Origin of the sequence: Rhizobium sp. 18065, from assembly GCF_902706095.1 — a bacterium.
GTDB lineage: Bacteria > Pseudomonadota > Alphaproteobacteria > Rhizobiales > Rhizobiaceae > Allorhizobium.
In genome coordinates this window covers 372,635-391,178 of record NZ_CACSJP010000005.1, presented here as the reverse complement: position 1 = coordinate 391,178, position 18,544 = coordinate 372,635, and the positions used below count along the sequence as shown (strand labels likewise).

Genomic DNA, 18,544 nt, shown 5'->3' with positions numbered 1-18,544 from the left:
GGTTGAGCGGGGCGGGCGGGGACCTGCGGAACGGCGGCCCGCGGCTGTTCGCCCAAGACTTCCCTGGCGATGGCGCCAATGCCGCCAAGCGAGCCGATCAGGGCGGAGGCCTCCATTGGCATCAGGACGATCTTGGAGTTTGAAGCGGTGCCGATCGCGGTCATGGCCTCGGTGTATTTCTGGGCAACGAAGTAGTTGATCGCATTGATGTCGCCGGCGGCGATCGCTTCGGACACCATGCGGGTCGCCTTGGCTTCGGCTTCGGCGAGACGCTCACGGGCTTCGGCCTCCCGATAGGCGGCTTCGCGCTGGCCTTCCGCTTCGAGGATCGCTGACTGCTTGGCACCTTCGGCGCGCAGGATCTGGGCGTTGCGGAAACCTTCGGCTTCCAGAACCTGGGCGCGCTTCTCGCGCTCCGCCTTCATCTGCCGGCCCATGGCGTCGACGAGGTCGGCCGGCGGCTGGATGTCCTTGATTTCGACGCGCGTGACCTTGATGCCCCAGGGACGCACGGCGTCGTCGACGACGCGCAACAGCCGGTCGTTGATCACTTCGCGGTTTGACAGCAGTTCATCGAGGTCCATCGAGCCCATGACCGAGCGGATATTGGTCATGGTCAGGTTGAGGATGGCGTTTTCCAGATTGGCGACCTGATAGGCCGCCTCGGCTGCATTCAGCACCTGATAGAAGGCGACGGCATCGGCGGAGACGGACGCATTGTCCCTGGTGATGACCTCCTGGGTCGGCACATCGAGCACCTGTTCCATCACATTCATCTTCGCGCCGATGCGATCAAAGAAGGGGATGATCAGGTTGAGGCCAGGCTCCAGTGTGCGGGTGTAGCGGCCGAACCGTTCGATGGTGTAGCGATAGCCCTGCGGCACGGTCTTGATCCCGGCAAAGAGCACCAGGATGACGAGCACCGCCACGGCAATGACGACGATATCCGGACCGGCAAGATTGAGCATTGTTTCCTCCTCAGACGGCGCGGCGCCGTTTGTGCTGTTGTCCTAACATCGTGAAAGCACTTGCTGATTGCAAGAGGTACGGACCAACGGACGGACTTAGGAGTGACAGAGCGGTGATAAAAGCAGAAGGCGGCGTGATCTGCATCACGCCGCCTTCTGTCATTCGGTGTTTGTTGCCGAAAGGGTCGGCTCAGAATTCTTCCCAATTGTCCTGGGCGACGGCTGCATTGCCATGGCTGCGGGGCATAGGGGCACTGGTTCTGGCCGGCTGCTGTTGTACGGGGCGGGCAGCCGGGCTGCGGGTCGGCTGCGCCATGGCACGGGCCGTTTCGCGCAATCCGGTGGACTGAGCCGAGGCGGTCGCTTCGATGGCGAACTGGGAGATCAGCTCGCGCAGCTTGGCCGCTTCGCCGGCAAGGGCGCCAGAGGCCGCGTTGGATTCCTCGACCATGGCTGCATTCTGCTGGGTGGTCTGGTCCATCGAGTTGACGGCATGGTTGACCTCAGACAGACCGGTCGACTGTTCCTTCGCCGAAATCGCGATGGCATCCATGTGGGTGTTCATTTCGGCAATGAAGCCGCCGATGGTGCGCAGTGCTTCGCCGGTCTTGCGGACCAGGTCGACACCGCTCGACACTTCCGTCGTCGAGTTGTGGATGAGCGCCTTGATTTCCTTTGCCGCATTGGCCGAACGCTGTGCCAGTTCGCGGACTTCCTGGGCGACGACGGCAAAGCCCTTGCCTGCTTCGCCAGCGCGGGCGGCCTCGACGCCAGCATTGAGTGCCAGCAGGTTGGTCTGGAAGGCGATCTCGTCGATCACGCCAATGATGTTGGAGATCTGCTGCGAGCTCTGTTCGATCTTGCGCATGGCGTCTTCGGCATGGGCGACGACCTTGGAGGATTCCGTGGCCGAAGAATTGGCCTGGGTCGCGACGCCGCGGGCTTCTTCCGTGCGCTTGGTCGAGTTGACCACGTTGGCGGTGATTTGTTCCACGGCTGCTGCCGTCTGCTCAAGGGCTGCCGCCTGCTGTTCGGTACGCTTCGACAGATGATCTGTTCCGGATGCGATTTCGCGGGTGCCGGTTTCGATCGTTGCTACACTGTTGGCAATGCCGCCCAGAGTGATGTTCAGCTGGCGCACCGACTGGTTGAAGTCGTGACGCAGGGCTTCGAAGTCCGGTGCAAAGGCTTCGTTCAGCTGGAAGGAGAGTTCGCCGGCGGCAAGGCGCTTCAAGCCTTGGGCAAGGCCGGAGGTCGCGATGCGCAGGCGTTCGGCCGCGTCGGATTCGGCGCGCTCCTGAGCAGCGATGCGGTCCAGTTCGGCCTGCTTGCGGTTCTGCTCGGCTTCGCCTTGCAGGCGGTTGTTGGCGATCGCTGCCTCGCGAAAGACTTGCATGGCCTCGGCCATCTTGCCGATTTCGTCCTTGCCGCCCTTTTCGATGGCGACATTCAGGTCGCCATTGGCAAGACGCGAGGTCGCGTCGGCGAGTTTGCCAAGCGGCCTGGACACCAGCTGGAAGTTCAGCAAGCTCATCAGTCCGGCAACGAGTGCGACGGTGACGGCTGCAAACAGGCTGATCCATTCGACGGCGCCGAGCGCTGCCTTCTGAGCCGCCGAGGCGACGCTGATCTGCTGCTGAACAGAGGCCGTCGCAATGTCGATCTTGCTGTTGAAATCGCCCAGCAGCTTGGTGCCGGAGCCGGTCAGTTCCAGGGCACGGGCAAGTTCGACGGTCATCGGGTCGCGCATCAGGCCTACCTGCCTGTCGACGACGCTAGCGCGCCATTCATCCAGGACGGCGAGTGCTTCCTTGACAGCCGAAAGGTCGGCCGGGGAGTGGGTGTTGAAAAGTGCTTCCAGCTGGGGCTTCCCGGCATCGAGCTTTTTCGTGATGTCGCCATATTCGGCGACAAAATCACGATTGCCTGTGAGAAGAAAGTTCTTCAGGGCAAGGTTTGCCTGTGTCACGTCGTCGATGAAGACGGCTGCTGCGTCTTGCAACTGACCGAGTTCCTGATTGTGTTCGACAAGTACGGTCGCCGTCGTCGAGCGGGTGTAAATCAGGCCGGAGGCGCCGATCGCGATCACGGCCAAAATGCCAAAGGCTGCAAAACCTTTCGCGCTCACGGAGATATTCTTCAGCATGGGTTCGTTCCTGTGAAAAATTGTGCGGCCGTTCGGCAGGATTGACTGCGACTGGCCTCAAGCGTTCATCATAAGGCTGACTAGGTCGCCGGTGACTGGCGGCGCTGCAGTTCGGTCAGATTGATCTCGACGGTCACCGCACCGATCTTGGCCTTGGCCGCATCCGTCAGCGTGAAGCTGACCTGATTGCGCCAGATCTTGGCTTCGTCATCCCATTCCGGCTCATCGATGAAGAGCGCATCATCGGCGACATCATAGGTCTTCTGGAACTTGTCCTCGTCCCCCTGCCAAAAATCGCTGGTGACCGAGCTCTGGCCAACATTCAGGCCATTCTGATCCATGATGAAGATCTCGGCATAGAGGCCGAGCGACCGGCCCTGCATGCGCGCGAGATAGACAGACAAGGGGTTGGACAAGGTGGCTGCGATCAGCGGCTTGTCAGCAGCCTCCTGTTCGGCACGCCACATCTTGTCGAGTTCGTCGATCTTTTCCTGCGCCAGATCACTCTTGGCAGCGTTCTGGGCGCCGACGGAAACCTGGACGATCTCGGTGTCGATCCACTTACGCATCTCTTCGATCACGGCCGGCGTAATCATCTTTTGAACATCAGGTTTTGCCGGCTCGGCAACTGTTGAGGCAGCCGACAGCACCAAGGCTGCAGCGGTCAACGCGGATCTAGAAAATGCCATGATCGTCTCCTTTGTTGGCCTTAAATTTAGGCATCAATATTTAAATGTCAGTTAATATAAGAAATCATCGATACAAAATCTCAATTGAATACAATGTGTTAGACGGTGGTTACTCAAGTTTTACAAATGTTGTCAGTCAACCTTTAAGTGCTTTTGTTGTATTGGATAACTGCGCGGGCAATAGATCAAATCGCTGATATATTAGGCTTTTTCCGATCGTTGGCATTTCTTGGTTGCATAAAAATACAGCGCTCGCTCAGTAAGGATGCGCTTGCGGGTTGCATGAGCAATTTCTTTCCTGCGGCGACAAAAAGGGGCCGCCTCGGCGACCCTTTCTTATCCCGTTAAAATCTGACCTCTGCTGCGGACGGTGACTTTGAAACCTGCACTGCGCCTGTCTCCATTCGCCGTGCAATGCGACGGAGATCCGGTCAGACTGCTATCCGCTGGTCATATTCATCGCGCAGGCGCAGCCAGCCATCCCAGAAGGGCTGGGCTTTCGTGCCATTGATGCGGGCCACCAGAATATCCAGATGCATGTGCCAGCCGGCGCCGACCATCAGCATGTTCTTGCGATCGGAAATACGCTGGTGGACCAGGGTCAGCAGCACATTGGTGCCCCTGGGTTCCAGCGTCATCGTGACACTTCCACAGTCGCCCCAGGTGAAGGTCAATTTTCGGAGCGGTTCCAGTTCGGTGATCCGGCTCTGCATGCTGTGCGTCTCGGAAAAGCCTTCGGGCCGGGTGCCAGGCGGATCGGTCAGTTCATCATTGCGCCATGTCAATTCGAACGGCGCATTGACATTCAGGTCCATGTCGCCCGAGGCCAGCCATTGTCTTCGCAGTTCGCTTCTGGTCAGGTAGTCCCAAACCCGCTCGACCGGGCCGGGCAAAAGACGTTCTATCGTCAAGGTGGCGGCATCGGTGACAACGCCATAGGCGTCGAGAGTTGCTGTTTCGGTCATGTGTCATTCCTCTCTTGTTTATCAGTGCCAGTGGATGTCTGCTTGTCTTCCTGCCGGAGGAGCCGTTCGAGTGTGTCGAGGCGACCGGTCCAGAAGCGTTGGTAGAAGTTCAGCCATTCATGCGCTGTCGCCCGAGGCCAGCCATTGTCTTCGCAGTTCGCTTCTGGTCAGGTAGTCCCAAACCCGCTCGACCGGGCCGGGCAAAAGACGTTCTATCGTCAAGGTGGCGGCATCGGTGACAACGCCATAGGCGTCGAGAGTTGCTGTTTCGGTCATGTGTCATTCCTCTCTTGTTTATCAGTGCCAGTGGATGTCTGCTTGTCTTCCTGCCGGAGGAGCCGTTCGAGTGTGTCGAGGCGACCGGTCCAGAAGCGTTGGTAGAAGTTCAGCCATTCATGCGCTGTCGCCAGCGGTCCCGGATCCAGACGGCAGAGATGGGTCCGTCCGCGTATTTCGCGGCGGATCAGGCCGGCACTTTCGAGAACCTTGATGTGCTTGGAGGCCGCCGCAAGCGACATCTCGTAAGGCTTCGCCAGATCGCTGACCGTGCGTTCGCCATGGGAGAGATCGCGCAGCATCTGCCGCCGCGTCGCATCGCCGAGAGCGTGAAAGACCGAATTCATGTCGTGTGTGTGTTGCTCAACCATATGGTTTAATATCGTCGAAGCGATCTTAATTGTCAACCGTTCGGTTTAATGTTTTCGCGTGTCTGAATACAGAAAGGGCCGCATCGCTGCGGCCCTTCGTTAGTTTGGTCATGCTGCGGATCTCAGATCCAGCCTTGCAATTCGCGACGCACGACATTTTCGATGACGCGCATACCGTCGGCGCTGTCGTTCAGGCAGGGGATATGGGCGAACTTCTCCCCGCCATTGTGGAGAAAATCCTCTCCCGCCTCGACGGCAATCTCTTCCAGCGTCTCGAGGCAATCGGAAACGAAGCCCGGATTGAGCACGGCGATGCGCTTGATGCCATCCTTGGCCAATTTCTCGACAGTCTTGTCGGTATAGGGCTGCAGCCATTCCTCCGGCCCGAAGCGGGACTGGAAGGTGACCGTCAGCTTTTCCTTCGACCAGCCAAGACGGTCACGCAACAGGCGCGTCGTCTTGTAACACTGACAATGATAGGGATCGCCCTTCTTGAAATAGGACATCGGAATGCCGTGATAGGAGGTGAGGACGACTTCCGGCTGCCAGTCGAGCGTTGCCAGATGGGATTCGATCGAGTTTGCCAGGGCATCGATATAGACCGGGTCATCGGCATATTGCGGCACGGTGCGCAGTGCCGGCTGCCAACGCATCTTCAGGAGCGCCTTGAAGGCCTCGTCATTGACGGTGGCGGTGGTGGCGGCTGCATATTGCGGATAGAGCGGATAGACGAGGATCTTCTCGCAACCGGCCTTCTGCATTTCCTCCATCTTTTTCTGGATCGCCGGCTGGCCGTAGCGCATGGCCCAGTCGACATGCACATGCGGGATATCCTTGAAGGCTTCGGCCAGTTTTTCCGCCTGGTTGCGGGTATAGGTGCGCAGATAACTCTCGTCGAGATCGTTGTTCCAGATCGACTTGTATGCCTCGCCGACCTTTTGCGGCCGCTTGTTGAGCACGATGCCGTAGAGGATCGGATACCAGAACAGCCGCGACCACTCGATGACCCGCTTGTCTGTCAGGAATTCTGCCAGATACCGCCGCATAGATTCATAATCGGTGCCGTCCGGCGTGCCGAGATTGACGAGGAGAACGCCGACCTTGCCGAAGTTGACGGGCGGATGGTCGGAGGGCCAATGGGCGGGCAGTGCGGTCATGTTGAAATCCTGATGGTCTGGCTGAACGCCACTACGTCGAAAGTTGTCTCGAGGATCATCTGATAAAAGCAAAAGCCGGCCCGGGAAAGCCCGGGCCGGCTTGTTGTCATGCGTCAAACGGTCTTAGTTGGCTGGCAATTCCAGTTCCTTGCCAACGGCAATCAGGTCCGGGTTCTTCAGTCCATTGGTCTCGGCGATCCTGGTCCACAGCGCGCCGTTGTCATAGGTTGCCTTGGCAATTTTCCACAGGCTGTCGCCAGCAACCACTTTATAGGCCGTTACGGCAGCCGTTGTTGCTGTTTCGACCGCCGCTGCTGCCGGGGTGGCTGCCGGTGTGGCTGCTGCTGTCGGAGCGGTTTCCTCTGCCGGGGCCGTTTCTGCCGGGACGGCTACCGCGGCTGCAACCTCGGTTATGCGGCCGTCGGTATAAGGCTTGTAGGGGCTGTTCTTGGCGATGAAGTCGGCCACGACGCTTTCAAGCCCCGGTCCGAAGTCATAGGCGTTCTGGCCGGCTGTAGCGAAGATCTTGAAGCCGTCGCCGCCTGCGCGCATGTAATTGTTGGTGGCGACGCCATAGACCTTGTTCGGATCAAGCGCGACGAAGGCATCGCCTTCCTTCACCTCGACCGAGACGACGCGGCTGCCGGCCGGCTTCGACTTGTCGAAGGAATATTTCAGGCCCGAGACCTGCGGGAAACGTCCGGCGACTTCTTCGATCTGGCTGAGACCGTTTTCGAGGGCTGCCACGATGTCGGAACCCTTGAGCTGGAAAGACGCCAGCGAGTTCTGGAAGGGCAGAACCGTCAGCACTTCGCCCATGGTGACCGTGCCGGCGTCGATCGAAGCGCGCAGGCCCCCGCCGTTCTGGATGGCAATGGTGATGCCCTGATCTTTCAGACGGTCGACCATGGCGTCGGCAACAAGATTGCCCATGGTGCATTCGGCAGTGCGGCAAACATCGCGGGAGCCGTCGATGATATCGGAGGTCGAGCCGATTTCCTTCAGCTTCAGTTCTTCGATCGGGCCGCCGAGTTCCGCTACCTTGGCGACGAAGCCGGCATCGGGAGTGACCGAGGCATCGAGCAGCTTCGGCGCGCCGGAGGAGGACTTTACGACACCGGCGTCATCGAAGGTGACGGCCAGGTCTCCGAGATATTTCGAATAGGCATAAGCGGTGACGATCGGCACGTCCTTGCCGGACGGGTTTTTGACCAGTGTCGGATAGGGATCCGCGGCCTTCTCGTCGGTCGAGGATAGCAATGTGTGGCTGTGACCGCCGACAATCACGTCGATGCCGTCGACTGCTGCTGCGATCTGCTGATCCTTGACATAGCCGACATGCGACAGCAGCACGATCTTGTTGACGCCGGCCGCCTCAATCTCCTTCACCGCCTCCTTGAGATAGGTGATCTCGTCGGCAAACAGCACGCTGTCGCCCGGTGAAGAGGTTTCGTCGGTATCGGTGGCCAGAACGGAAACCACAGCGACCTTGTCGGCACCGAATTCCTTGATGATGTAGGGCTTGAACTTGTCGGCGATCGGCGTGTCGAGGCCGGCCAGGGTATTGCCGGAGATCATCGGGAACTTCAGCGCATCGATGAACTTGGCCAGTTCTTCGGGACCGTCGTCGAATTCGTGGTTGCCGATCGCCATGGCGTCGAAACCGATGCCGTTCATGAATTCGGCAATCGGCGCGCTCTTGTAGGTCGTATAGAACAGCGAGCCCTGGAACTGGTCGCCGGCATCAAGTGTCAGCACGTTCTTGCCATCGAGTTCGGCGCGGCGGGTATCGATGGCGGTCTTGACGCGCGCGATGCCGCCGAAGCATTCGTTCTTGCCGGCCTCTTCGGCCGAGCATGTCGAATCGAACTTGTTGATCGCTTCGATGCGGGAATGAAGATCGTTGATGTGCAGGATATTAAGTTCGAAATCGGCAAATGCGCCGCCGGCGGATAGTGCAAGTACGGATGCACTCAAAAGGCCGAACCGCAGGTGTCTGAACATCGTTTTCTCTCCTGTTTTTACATCGTCATTCGGTGCAACAACGGCTCTTGATGTCCGCTTCCGCGCCCTGGATGGCCAGATGTTTTCATCAAGTCATGGCAACCGCAAGAGAAAATCACCCATTTGTGTCATGTTATCGAATGGTGAAATAAGAAAGCGGCTGCCGAGGGCAGCCGCTGCATATCATGTCGACAACGTCATCTGGATGACGCGAAAATCAACCGGGCTCCCGGCATCAAGCCCAGACCCCGGCGGGCCTCAAGCCCGGCGCGCGAGCGAGAACTGCGCGCCGCTGTCGGAGGTGCAGTTGAGCTGGTTCGGCGTGACCAGGGCGCAATTGACCTTCTGCTGCGTGTTGCGCACCAAGGAGGTCATGTTGATTTCGACCAGGCGGTCGGACTGCAATGTGTAGCTGCCGGAGGCAAGAACCTGGTTGGTGTCGGTCGTACGGGTGGTGAATGTGCCGCCCTGGAAGGTGGAGACGATGCCGTTCGGATCCGCCCAGGCGCCTTCCACGGTCGGGCCCTGGCTGACGGTCGGCAGCGGGCGCGGGCCGCTGGAATAGCAGGAGGAAAGCGCCATTGCACAGGCCGCGATTGCCACCAGGGACTTGAGTTGCATTCTGGTCTCCCACCGTCTCGGCGGCGTGATAGCGCCGTCCGCTTGTCTAATTGCCTAAAATTTTAAAAACCATGCCGTGAAGCCTTGTCCAAAGCAAGGCCGGGATCCTGTCTGGTCCGGTTTATCCCGCCTGGATGCGGCTTCCTGCAGTTCCTGTCTATGAAAGCAAAAAGCCCGCCGCAAGGGGCGACGGGCTTCCAGCAGGGCTGTTAACGGATCAACGAACCAGAATGTTCCGGAACTGCCACGGATCCTTCTCGTCGAGGTCTTCCGGGAATAGGCCCGGACGGCCTTCAAGCGGGGTCCAATCGGTGTAATGGCCTTCGACCGGGCCGAGATACGGCATCTGCACTTCAAGGCAGCGCTTGTAGTCGATCTCGTCGGCTTCGACGATGCCGGCCTTCGGGTTTTCGAGTGCCCAGACCATGCCGGCGAGCACGGCAGAGGTTACCTGCAGGCCGGTTGCGTTCTGGTACGGCGCGATGCGGCGGGTTTCTTCCAGCGACAGGCGCGAACCATACCAGTAGGCGTTCTTGTCGTGGCCATAGAGCAGCACGCCGAGTTCGTCGACACCGTCAACCAGTTCGTTCTCGTCGAGAACGTGTAGGACCGGCTGCTGCTTGCCGCCATTGCCGAACATCTCGTGCAGCGACAGAACCGCGTCATTGGCCGGGTGGTAGGCGTAATGGCAGGTCGGACGATAGGCGACTTCGCCATCCTTCTCGACGGTGAAGTAGTCGGCGATCGAGATCGATTCGTTGTGGGTGACGAGGAAGCCGTACTGCGGGCCAGGGGTCGGGCACCAGGTGCGAACGCGGGTGTTGGCGCCCGGCTGCTCGAGATAGATGGCCGCCTTGCAGCCCTTCTTGTGCTTCTTGGCGTTCTTCGGCATCCAGTTTTCGTGGGTGCCCCAGCCGAGTTCAGCCGGCTGCAGGCCTTCCGAGATGAAGCCTTCGACCGACCAGGTGTTCCAAAAGACGTTCATCGGCTTCGGGTTCTTGGCGCGCTGGGTGTCGCGTTCGGCAATGTGGATGCCCTTGACGCCGACCTTCTTCATCAGTTTGGCCCAGCCTTCGCGGTCGTTCTGCGCCGGCTCTTCGAACTTGACGCCGAGTTCGTTGGCGACATTGACCAAGGCCTGCTTGACGAACCACGACACCATGCCCGGGTTCGCGCCGCAGGTCGAAACGGCCGTGGTGCCGCCCGGGTTCTTGTTGATTTCGCCGCGAAGGGTTTCGCGCAGCGCGTAGTTGGTGCGCTCCGAGTTCTTCATGTTCTTGTCGAAGTAGAAGCCGAGCCATGGCTCGACGACCGTGTCGATGTAGAGAACGTCGAGCTTGCGGCACATCTTCATCAGATCGAGCGAACCGGTGTCGACCGAGAGGTTGACGCAGAAGCCCTGGCCCTTGCCGGCTTTCAGAAGCGGCTTGAGCAGTTCCTTGTAGTTTTCCTTGGTGACATGCGCCTGGATGTGCTTGACGCCGTGCTTTGCCAGCAGCTCCGCATCGTCGTTGCGCGGGTCGATGACGACCATCCGGCTCTTGTCGAACTTGAAGTGGCGCTCGATCAGCGGCAGCGTGCCACGGCCGATCGAACCAAAGCCGATCATGACGATCGGGCCGGTGATCTCGCCGTAAACCGGATAGGATGTCTCACTCATTTTTGTCTCCTTGCAGGGCGCAGCCTCTTGCTGCGTGCACAATTGGGTCTTTACCGAATGCGCATCGGCAGGGCCGATATTGGCGGCTCTAGATCACAAAATACTGACACAATAAAGAGTATGTCGCAGGCCGCAGTCGAGATCAGGCGGAATTTTTCGCAAAATGCCGATTACGCAGGCAGTCGGCGAGACGAATGCGCTGAATGTCGACGCCTTTGTAGGCTGCCTGTTCGGGTGTCAAGGCATCGAGTTGGTCGGCAAGCGCCTTTGCCAGACGTGCGCCTTCGGCATGGTTTTCGAAGGCAGCAACCGGATCCAGATAGATGCGGATGGTGAAGAGGATCGCGCCGGTTTCGGGCAGTCTGGTCAGCGTCTGGCGCTCGACGCGGATGACGGCCTCATCGGGAGAGGCTGCATCATTGCGGCCGGTTTCGGGATGATGAAGCTTTTGCCGCCAGTTGATCGACCAGTTGAAACGCTCGGCCGGCTGGTCCGGAAGCAGGTTGTCGAAGATGCGGTTGATCAGGGCCGCGTTGCGGGTACCGCCCTGGAAGCCCGGCACATGCGCATGGATTTCCTCCATCGGGCGGTCGAATTTCTCGGCGAGCAACCATGAGGAGGGAAAGGACAGATGGGCGGCGGCGATGAACCAGCCTGTCTCGCGCCGCTTCATGATGATCAGATCGTCCTGGACGAGAAAGCCGGCGCGCATGAGCGGCGGAATGGTCTCATCGTCGAGGTCGATGGTGTGTCCGGCGATGGTGATGGCATCGTCGTCTCGGCGACAGAGTTGCGGGTGCCGGGTTTCCAGATGATCGACGATCAGGCCAAGGCATTCGCGCTGCGCTGGCAGGCTGTCTGCGGTCGCACGAAAAACATCGTCGCGTTGGCCTGCCGCGAGCTTCTGCTTCTCGTCGAGATAGAGCTGGAGCATTCCGTCAGGCTGGATCCAGCGATCGGGATCGAGCGACGAGAGGCCGATGGTGAAGGGACGCGTCGACCCGGCATAGGGCATGTGGGTGAATGTACTCATGGCTTGATACTCACGCCGAACGCTCGATTTCCTTTCGGGCACAACTCGCGATGAAGGCTGAACGCGTCAAGCCGCGTTTCTTCGCCGTGATGTCGATCGCGGCCAGTGTTCCGGCTTCCAACGTGATGTTGGCCCGTACAGTTCGAGTGTCGTCGTCTATCAGGGGCACCCGGATCAAAAATGCGCCGTCCTTCAGCTCGCTGCGCACATCGTCTCTGGCCAGGATATCGGCGTGGGAGGCTGGATCCGGTAGAAGCTCGTCTTGAGCCCAGAGGCGCAGAGCTTCGATCGCATTGGCAACGATGTCATTTTCGTCGTCGGCTGCAGAGAAAACAGACGGAAGATCCGGAAAGCTGATCCCATAGGCGCTTTCAGCATCCTTGTGGACGATGGCGACATAGTGATGCATGACATTCTCCTCGATCGACTAGACCCAGCCTGCCTGCTTGGCAATCGCGCGCGCGGTTCCGAACGGCAGGTCCTTCTTCGGATGCGGAACGATCACTGTCTTTTTGTCCTTGCGCAGCTTGTGATGAGAGCCGGATACCGCAACGAGTTCATAACCTTCGGCTTGGAGTCGCTGGATGATTTTCCGAGAATCCGTCTCCATGGCGCATCCATAATGCGCATATATATGCGCATTCTAGCTGAAAATCAAATGCTGTCGTCAGTCCCGCAAACGCTCGAGCCCGGCTGCGGTACGGGTGACGGCCACTTCGCTGATCTCATATTCCGCGACACCCTCCATCGCAAAGGGATCGGCTGCCACATAAGACTCGATCTGTGTCCTTTCGCCCTTGGCCAGTATGATGCCACCGGTGCGGGGCACCTTGCGGCCGGAGGCGAGGAACATGCCGCTGTCGTAACCGGCATTGACCCAGGCCATGTGCGGCTCCATCAGCCGATCGGCTTCTTCCTGCGGTTTGACATAGGTGAGGGAGAGGATGAACATCGGTTTCCCTAGTCCTCGACCAATTCAGCCGGCATCAGGCCACGCAGCGAATTGCCGACGAACAACTTGCGGTATTTCAGGTCTTCGGGTTTGAGCACTTCGCTTTTCGCCCGGCGCTCACGGATCAGTTCGGCACGCAGTACGCCGGGCAAAAGGCCACTGGCGAGCGGTGGGGTCAGCAGACTGCCGTCGGCCGCCTCGGCGAAGAGATTGGTGATCGTGCCTTCGCACACCTCGCCGCGCTCGTTGAGCAGCAGCACTTCGTCAGCCTCATCTTTGGTGAACTCTGCGCGTGCCGCCTCGTAAGGGTCGCGGCGCGAGGTCTTGTGGCGGAAGAGGGCATCTTCGGAATTCAGCCGTGTCCTGGCAATCCTGAGTTTCCAGACCTTTTCCTCAGGCTCGGCCTCGTAAGGCGTCGTGGTCACCTCCATCTTGCCACGGAAGGACATCACAAGCCGGACCCGCAGCGGATGGTCGGCCGCGACTTCGCTTTTGAGCATGGCGAGCGGGTTTTGTGGCGCGCGAAAGCCGAGTGCGTCGGCAGAACGGGTCAGGCGGCGCAGATGCTGGTCGATGCGAAGAAAACCTTCGACCGGCTGCCAACGCATGGTTTCAATCAGCGAGAAATCCATTCGTTCCCCACGGCAAATCGCGCCTTCAAAAGACATTCGTCATATTCAGCTTCGGCCTTCGAATCGAAGACGATGCCGCCGCCGACATTGAAGACGGCTCTGTTGTCATTGAAAAGGGTCAGCGTGCGGATCGCAACCGAAAAACGCATCGGTCCGGACGGATCGCAATAGCCGATCGCGCCGCAATAGGCATCGCGCGGTCCGGCCTCCAGTTCACGCAGGATGCGCATCGCCCACATTTTCGGCGCGCCGGTGATCGAGCCGCAGGGAAAAAGCGCTTTCAGGATTTCCGGTAGGCCGGTGCCGGGGAGAAGTCTTGCCCGGACATGGCTGACCATCTGGTGCACGGTCGGATAGGTCTCGATCTCGAACAGCTTCGGCACCGTCAGTGTGCCGACTTGCGAAATCACCGAGATGTCGTTGCGCAGCAGATCAACGATCATGCGGTTTTCGGCTTGCGTCTTTTCGTCGCCGAGCATGGCCGCGATGATGGCGTCGTCTTCTTCGGGCGTCGCTCCGCGCGCGGCGGTGCCCTTCATCGGATGCGTTTCGATATAGCCGCCTCGATCGACGGAAAAGAAGAGTTCGGGGGAGCGCGAGAGGATGACCGGGTCGCCGAAATCGATCAGCGCACCATAGTGAACCGGCTGGCGGGCGATCAGCGACCAGAAGGCGGCGCGCGCATCGCCCGACCATGTCGCCGTGATCGGCATGGTCAGGTTGGCCTGATAGCAGTCGCCCTTGCGCAGGTGCTGGTGCAGTCGCTCGAAACGGTCGGTATAGGTCGGCAGGTCCCAGGCTGCGCGCAGATCACTCAGCAGTGGTGCATTGGGAATGGCATGCGGCGCGGACGCCAAGGGATGGTCTTCGGCCTGAGGCGCGTCGAAGACACCTATGGCAAGCAGTGGCGTTTCGCGATTGTCCTCGATGAAGGGCCTGAGTTTATCCTCAAAGACAAAGCCGGCTTCGTAGGAAAGGAATCCTGCCAGCCATTTGCCGTGGCGTCTGGCCTCCTCCAGGCGAGCAAGCGCCGGCAGAACCTCGTCCGCCGTCCGCGCGACGATCAGGTCGCGCGGTTCGGCAAAAACGAGGCTCTCGCCGCGCGGATCATCACGGAAAAGCACGTAAGGGGCATGGTCACCCATCGGGCGTCGGCGTCTCCTGCTCAGGCTGCCTTATCAAGCGCTTCCAGCTCGTCGATCAGGCCCTCTATCATCGACAGACCCTTGGCCCAGAACGACGTGTCGGTGGCGTCGAGACCGAAGGGCGCCAGAAGCTCGGAGTGATGCTTGGTGCCGCCGGCCTTCAAAAGCTCGAAATACTTCTGCTGGAAGCCGTCCTCGGCATTCTGGTAGACGGCATAGAGCGAGTTTACCAGGCAGTCGCCGAAGGCATAGGCATAGACATAGAAGGGCGAGTGGATGAAGTGGGGGATATAGGCCCACCAGGTCTCGTAGCCTTCCGAAATCTTGATCGCCGGGCCAAGGCTTTCCTGCTGAACCGAGAGCCAGAGTTCGCCGATTTTTTCTGCCGTCAGTTCGCCTTCCTTGCGGGCCGCATGGATCTTGCGCTCGAACTGGTAGAAAGCGATCTGGCGCACCACCGTGTTGATCATGTCCTCGACCTTCTGGGCGAGCATGGCCTTGCGCTCTCGGCTGTCGGTCGTCTTGTCGAGCAGGGCGCGGAAGGTCAGCATCTCGCCGAAGACGGAGGCGGTTTCAGCGAGCGTCAGCGGGGTTTGCGACATCATCGCACCCTGTTCGCCGGCGAGAACCTGGTGCACGCCATGGCCAAGTTCATGGGCGAGTGTCATCACGTCGCGCGGCTTGCCGAGATAGTTGAGCAGTACATAGGGGTGGGCCGACGGCACGGTCGGATGGGCAAAGGCGCCGGGTGCCTTGCCGGGACGGGCCGGGGCATCGATCCAGCCGCCGTCGAAGAAACGTCCGGCGATTTCGGCCATTTCCGGCGCAAAACCACCATAGGCCGACAGCACCATGTCTTTGGCCTCGTCCCAGGGAATGAGGCGGTCCGAGGATTCCGGCAGCGGTGCATTGCGGTCCCAGAAATTCATCTGGTCCATGCCGAGCCACCTGGCCTTCATATTGTAATAGCGATGGGACAGGCGCGGATAGGCTTCCTGAACCGCTGCCGCCAGCGCATCGACCACTTCGCGCTCGACACGGTTGGCGAGGTGGCGACTATCGGCGATATCGTCGAAGCCGCGCCAGCGGTCGGAGATTTCCTTGTCCTTGGCCAGCGTGTTGGTAACCAGGACGAAGACGCGGATATTGTCCTTGAAAGTCTTCGACAGGGCTTCAGCGGCTTTGGCACGCCTGGCCGGGTCGGCGTCCTGTAGCATGGTCAGTGTCGGCTCGAGGGGCATTTCCTGATCGTCGACCTTGAAACGCAGCGAGGCGAGCGTCTCGTCGAAAAGACGGTTGAAGGCGGCAGCGCCCGTCTGCGATTTTTCCAGGAACAGTTGTTCAATCCGGTCATCGAGTTGGAACGGCTTATCCTTGCGCAGATCGACGATCCACGGTTTGAAATGGGCGAGCGCCGGGTCGCGGCCGATGGCCGCATCGACAGCTTCGTCATCCAGGCGGTTGAGTTCGAGCGGGAAAAACAGCAGGCGGGCGGAGAGGTCGGTCAGCTTTGCCTGGATGTCGCCGAAGAATTTGCCGTTTTCCGGGTTGATCATGTCGGAATAGTAGGTAAGGCCGGCATAGGAGCCGATGCGGCCGATCAGGTCTTCCAGCGCATCCAGTTCCTGCAGGGCGATGGCGACGCTTTCGGGGCCGACTGTTTCGAGTGCGGTGGCCAGCTTGCCCTTCCATTTCACTTCAAAGGCCAGCGCATCGCTGGCGGCCTTTTCAACGGCACCGAGAAATTCGGGCGCGGCCTGCGAGGAATAGAGATCCTCCAGTTTCCAGGTCGGCAAATCACCAAGGGTCGAGGTCTGCGTCTGGGCCGGCGCTACGGAGCCGGTGGCCGCAGTGCTCATGAGCGGGGCCACGGCGGGGCGTTTGTCGATCATCATGGTGATGTCCTTTCTCTCTCGGTCGCGTGGGAGATGTAGTCAGTCGATGGCCGGACGGCAAGCACCAGAACTGATCCGAGCAGGCATTGAAAGGGTGTGCGTTGACGCGGCCTGCGCCTGTGGATTGTGCCAATACAGGTTAGAGACGGTTAAAATGCGAGCATTTCTTCAAAGAACATGTTCAGTCCTTTCTGGCAGGCTCCCCGCTTGAAACGACCCAGGAGCGCGAACGCGCCAGCATGGATCCGGGGAGCCAGAGTTGACCGCACATATCCTAGTTATCGATGAGGATCCGACGCAGCGTCGGGCATTGAAGTTTGCCATCGAGGCGCAGGGGCATATTGCTCACATGGCCGAGACGCCGCATGCCGGGATTGAAATCCTGCGGCGCAATCGCGATGCGATCAATGTTGTCCTGGTGGATGCCTCGTCCGGCAACGGCTTGCCGGCAGCGCTTCTCTCCACGCTCTCCGACATCAATCCGACCATACCGGCGATCGTCCTGACAGCGGATGGAGCAACCGAAACGGCGCTTGCTGCCGTTCGTGGTGGAGCATTCGACTTTCTGGTCAAGCCTTTTGCGCCCGAGCGCCTGATGGGCGCCGTGCAGGCGGCTTTGAAAATTCATCACAGCAGCCTGCAGGGCAAGGCACCGCGGCGGGCACGCAGCGGTGCGGTCAGCTTTTCGGATGTGGTGTCGGTCAGCGCGGCCATGTCGCGTGTTGTCGAGCTCGGCCGCCGGGCGGCGCAGTCTGCCATCCCCGTGATGCTCGAAGGCGAGGCGGGTGTCGGCAAGGAACTGATCGCGCGCGCCATTCATGCGGCGAGTGATCGCGCCTCCAGACCTTTCGTCCTGATCAATTGCAACGCAGCCGCTCCCAGCCAGATCGAGGAGGCGCTGTTCGGCTCCGAGCGCGGCGTGCCGGTCGAGGGTGACATCGTTCCCGGCAAGATTTCCGATGCGGATGGCGGGTCGCTTTTCATCGAGGAAATCAGCGAGTTGTCGGCGCCGGCGCAAATCAGACTGCTCGAACTCGTGCAGTCCGGTGAACTGGATGGCGGCGCATCGCGCAAATCGCGCAAGGTCAATGTGCGGTTGATCCTGTCGACCAACAAGGATCTGATCGAGGAAGTGAAGGCCGGCCGGTTTCGCGAGGATCTGTACTACCGCCTGAATGTCTTTCCGATCACGATTGCCGCGCTCAGGCGGCGCAAGGAGGACATTCCGCATCTGGTTCGGGCATTTGTCGAGCGCTTCTCGCTCGAGCAGCGACTGGTCAAGACCTTGCAGATCGATTCATCGGCCATTGCACTGCTCACCGCGTTCGACTGGCCGGGCAATACCCGCCAGCTTGAAAACGCGATCTTCCGGGCTGTCGTGCTTGCCGAAAGCAGCGTTCTTGGCGAATCAGATTTTCCGCATATAGCCTCGCAGGTCACCACAACCCGCAGTGCCGGACACAGTCACGACGTTCCGGCGGGGCTGAACGAGCCGACCACGATGGCGCGGGTGCAGGCGGCGCTGGCAGAACGAACGGCCAGTTTTGCGACAGCGCCACAGGCGGTATCTCCGTCGGTTGCCACCGGTGCTCAGGGCAATGTCATCATCAGCACCGATGAAGCCGGGAACGTTCGGAAACTCGCTGAAATTGAAGAGGAATTGATCCGTTTCGCGTTGAAATTCTACCGTGGACAGATGAGCCAGGTGGCACGCAAGCTGGGTATCGGCCGCTCGACGCTTTATCGCAAACTCAAGGATTACGGGATAGACCCGGATGACCCGCAAAAGCACGCGGCCTGATTCCGACTTCGTCCAGTGTTAACTCTGGGGTAAGCTTAATCGCTTACCACATGCTAAGCACTTGTTAGGCAAGCGTTCACTATATATGGATTGCTTGCGGATCTGTGGCAGATTTGCCATGCTAAGACCGCATTTGACATTCATTTGAGTTTGCCTGGGACGTAGTCTTTGGACGGGGATTGCATTGCATACATCGCAGGACATTAGCGCGCCTCATAAGCAAAACGGG

At 59.6% G+C, this 18,544-nt stretch carries 17 protein-coding genes and 1 pseudogene; 1 reads left to right on the top strand and 17 read right to left on the bottom strand.

The features are described from left to right. The 17 genes and pseudogenes from GVK95_RS14985 to GVK95_RS14905 all read right to left on the bottom strand — a co-directional run. Positions 1-968, bottom strand: a 968-nt coding sequence (locus tag GVK95_RS14985; protein ID WP_159950978.1) for an SPFH domain-containing protein, incomplete at its 3' end; no start/stop codon positions are given. A 190-nt stretch (positions 969-1,158) separates the two neighbouring features. Then, positions 1,159-3,114, bottom strand: coding sequence for a methyl-accepting chemotaxis protein (locus GVK95_RS14980; RefSeq protein ID WP_159950976.1), 1,956 nt, complete (start codon positions 3,112-3,114; stop codon positions 1,159-1,161). Positions 3,115-3,194: 80 nt separating this feature from the next. Next, a complete protein-coding gene (locus tag GVK95_RS14975; protein ID WP_159950974.1) occupies positions 3,195-3,803 on the bottom strand; it encodes a hypothetical protein in 609 nt (202 codons plus the stop codon). Positions 3,804-4,234: 431 nt separating this feature from the next. After that, positions 4,235-4,768 (bottom strand): SRPBCC family protein, encoded by a 534-nt coding sequence (locus GVK95_RS14970; protein ID WP_159950972.1) that lies wholly within the window; start codon positions 4,766-4,768, stop codon positions 4,235-4,237. 126 nt (positions 4,769-4,894) lie between these two features. After that, positions 4,895-5,044 (bottom strand): annotated as a pseudogene (locus GVK95_RS14965) (ATPase); the annotation flags it as partial. After that, a complete protein-coding gene (locus GVK95_RS14960) occupies positions 5,041-5,415 on the bottom strand; it encodes a metalloregulator ArsR/SmtB family transcription factor (protein ID WP_159950970.1) in 375 nt (124 codons plus the stop codon). The pseudogene GVK95_RS14965 and the gene GVK95_RS14960, both read right to left, overlap by 4 nt. Positions 5,416-5,537: 122 nt before the next feature. Then, on the bottom strand, positions 5,538-6,572 hold the full coding sequence (hemH, locus tag GVK95_RS14955) for a ferrochelatase (protein WP_159950968.1): 1,035 nt from the start codon (positions 6,570-6,572) through the stop codon (positions 5,538-5,540). Positions 6,573-6,695: 123 nt separating this feature from the next. Continuing rightward, positions 6,696-8,576 carry a 5'-nucleotidase C-terminal domain-containing protein gene (locus GVK95_RS14950; RefSeq protein WP_159950966.1) on the bottom strand — a complete coding sequence of 627 codons (1,881 nt, stop codon included), beginning with the start codon at positions 8,574-8,576 and terminating at the stop codon, positions 6,696-6,698. Between the two features lie 258 nt (positions 8,577-8,834). Beyond that, the gene (gene omp10, locus GVK95_RS14945) at positions 8,835-9,197 is read right to left on the bottom strand and encodes an outer membrane lipoprotein Omp10 (RefSeq protein WP_007607143.1); all 363 of its coding nucleotides are present in this window, start codon (positions 9,195-9,197) and stop codon (positions 8,835-8,837) included. Between the two features lie 217 nt (positions 9,198-9,414). After that, positions 9,415-10,857 carry a homospermidine synthase gene (locus GVK95_RS14940; protein WP_159950964.1) on the bottom strand — a complete coding sequence of 481 codons (1,443 nt, stop codon included), beginning with the start codon at positions 10,855-10,857 and terminating at the stop codon, positions 9,415-9,417. A gap of 142 nt (positions 10,858-10,999) precedes the next feature. Continuing rightward, a complete protein-coding gene (locus GVK95_RS14935) occupies positions 11,000-11,890 on the bottom strand; it encodes a DUF3445 domain-containing protein (RefSeq protein ID WP_159950962.1) in 891 nt (296 codons plus the stop codon). 10 nt (positions 11,891-11,900) lie between these two features. After that, the gene (locus GVK95_RS14930; protein WP_159950960.1) at positions 11,901-12,299 is read right to left on the bottom strand and encodes a type II toxin-antitoxin system HicB family antitoxin; all 399 of its coding nucleotides are present in this window, start codon (positions 12,297-12,299) and stop codon (positions 11,901-11,903) included. 18 nt (positions 12,300-12,317) lie between these two features. Beyond that, complete coding sequence (locus tag GVK95_RS14925) at positions 12,318-12,500, bottom strand: type II toxin-antitoxin system HicA family toxin (protein ID WP_159950958.1); 183 nt, start codon at positions 12,498-12,500, stop codon at positions 12,318-12,320. Positions 12,501-12,557: 57 nt separating this feature from the next. Continuing rightward, the gene (locus GVK95_RS14920) at positions 12,558-12,842 is read right to left on the bottom strand and encodes a YciI family protein (protein ID WP_159950956.1); all 285 of its coding nucleotides are present in this window, start codon (positions 12,840-12,842) and stop codon (positions 12,558-12,560) included. 8 nt (positions 12,843-12,850) lie between these two features. Beyond that, the gene (locus tag GVK95_RS14915; protein ID WP_159950954.1) at positions 12,851-13,474 is read right to left on the bottom strand and encodes an aminotransferase class IV family protein; all 624 of its coding nucleotides are present in this window, start codon (positions 13,472-13,474) and stop codon (positions 12,851-12,853) included. Next, on the bottom strand, positions 13,459-14,619 hold the full coding sequence (locus tag GVK95_RS14910) for an aminodeoxychorismate synthase component I (RefSeq protein WP_159950952.1): 1,161 nt from the start codon (positions 14,617-14,619) through the stop codon (positions 13,459-13,461). Before GVK95_RS14910 ends, GVK95_RS14915 begins: the two co-directional genes overlap by 16 nt. Before the next feature lie 20 nt (positions 14,620-14,639). Next, positions 14,640-16,478 carry a M3 family oligoendopeptidase gene (locus GVK95_RS14905; RefSeq protein WP_159951018.1) on the bottom strand — a complete coding sequence of 613 codons (1,839 nt, stop codon included), beginning with the start codon at positions 16,476-16,478 and terminating at the stop codon, positions 14,640-14,642. A 295-nt stretch (positions 16,479-16,773) separates the two neighbouring features. Here GVK95_RS14905 and GVK95_RS14900 point away from each other — a divergent pair, with 295 nt between their 5' ends. Continuing rightward, the gene (locus GVK95_RS14900; protein ID WP_159950950.1) at positions 16,774-18,315 is read left to right on the top strand and encodes a sigma-54 dependent transcriptional regulator; all 1,542 of its coding nucleotides are present in this window, start codon (positions 16,774-16,776) and stop codon (positions 18,313-18,315) included. The last annotated feature ends 229 nt before the right edge of the window (positions 18,316-18,544 follow it).

Coding starts and splice junctions, on each gene's coding strand:
- GVK95_RS14980 (WP_159950976.1), bottom strand. CDS start 3,114: ATGCTGAAGAATATCTCCGTGAGCGCGAAAGGTTTTGCAGCCTTTGGC.
- GVK95_RS14975 (WP_159950974.1), bottom strand. CDS start 3,803: ATGGCATTTTCTAGATCCGCGTTGACCGCTGCAGCCTTGGTGCTGTCG.
- GVK95_RS14970 (WP_159950972.1), bottom strand. CDS start 4,768: ATGACCGAAACAGCAACTCTCGACGCCTATGGCGTTGTCACCGATGCC.
- GVK95_RS14960 (WP_159950970.1), bottom strand. CDS start 5,415: ATGGTTGAGCAACACACACACGACATGAATTCGGTCTTTCACGCTCTC.
- hemH (WP_159950968.1), bottom strand. CDS start 6,572: ATGACCGCACTGCCCGCCCATTGGCCCTCCGACCATCCGCCCGTCAAC.
- GVK95_RS14950 (WP_159950966.1), bottom strand. CDS start 8,576: ATGTTCAGACACCTGCGGTTCGGCCTTTTGAGTGCATCCGTACTTGCA.
- omp10 (WP_007607143.1), bottom strand. CDS start 9,197: ATGCAACTCAAGTCCCTGGTGGCAATCGCGGCCTGTGCAATGGCGCTT.
- GVK95_RS14940 (WP_159950964.1), bottom strand. CDS start 10,857: ATGAGTGAGACATCCTATCCGGTTTACGGCGAGATCACCGGCCCGATC.
- GVK95_RS14935 (WP_159950962.1), bottom strand. CDS start 11,890: ATGAGTACATTCACCCACATGCCCTATGCCGGGTCGACGCGTCCCTTC.
- GVK95_RS14930 (WP_159950960.1), bottom strand. CDS start 12,299: ATGCATCACTATGTCGCCATCGTCCACAAGGATGCTGAAAGCGCCTAT.
- GVK95_RS14925 (WP_159950958.1), bottom strand. CDS start 12,500: ATGGAGACGGATTCTCGGAAAATCATCCAGCGACTCCAAGCCGAAGGT.
- GVK95_RS14920 (WP_159950956.1), bottom strand. CDS start 12,842: ATGTTCATCCTCTCCCTCACCTATGTCAAACCGCAGGAAGAAGCCGAT.
- GVK95_RS14915 (WP_159950954.1), bottom strand. CDS start 13,474: ATGGATTTCTCGCTGATTGAAACCATGCGTTGGCAGCCGGTCGAAGGT.
- GVK95_RS14910 (WP_159950952.1), bottom strand. CDS start 14,619: ATGGGTGACCATGCCCCTTACGTGCTTTTCCGTGATGATCCGCGCGGC.
- GVK95_RS14905 (WP_159951018.1), bottom strand. CDS start 16,478: ATGAGCACTGCGGCCACCGGCTCCGTAGCGCCGGCCCAGACGCAGACC.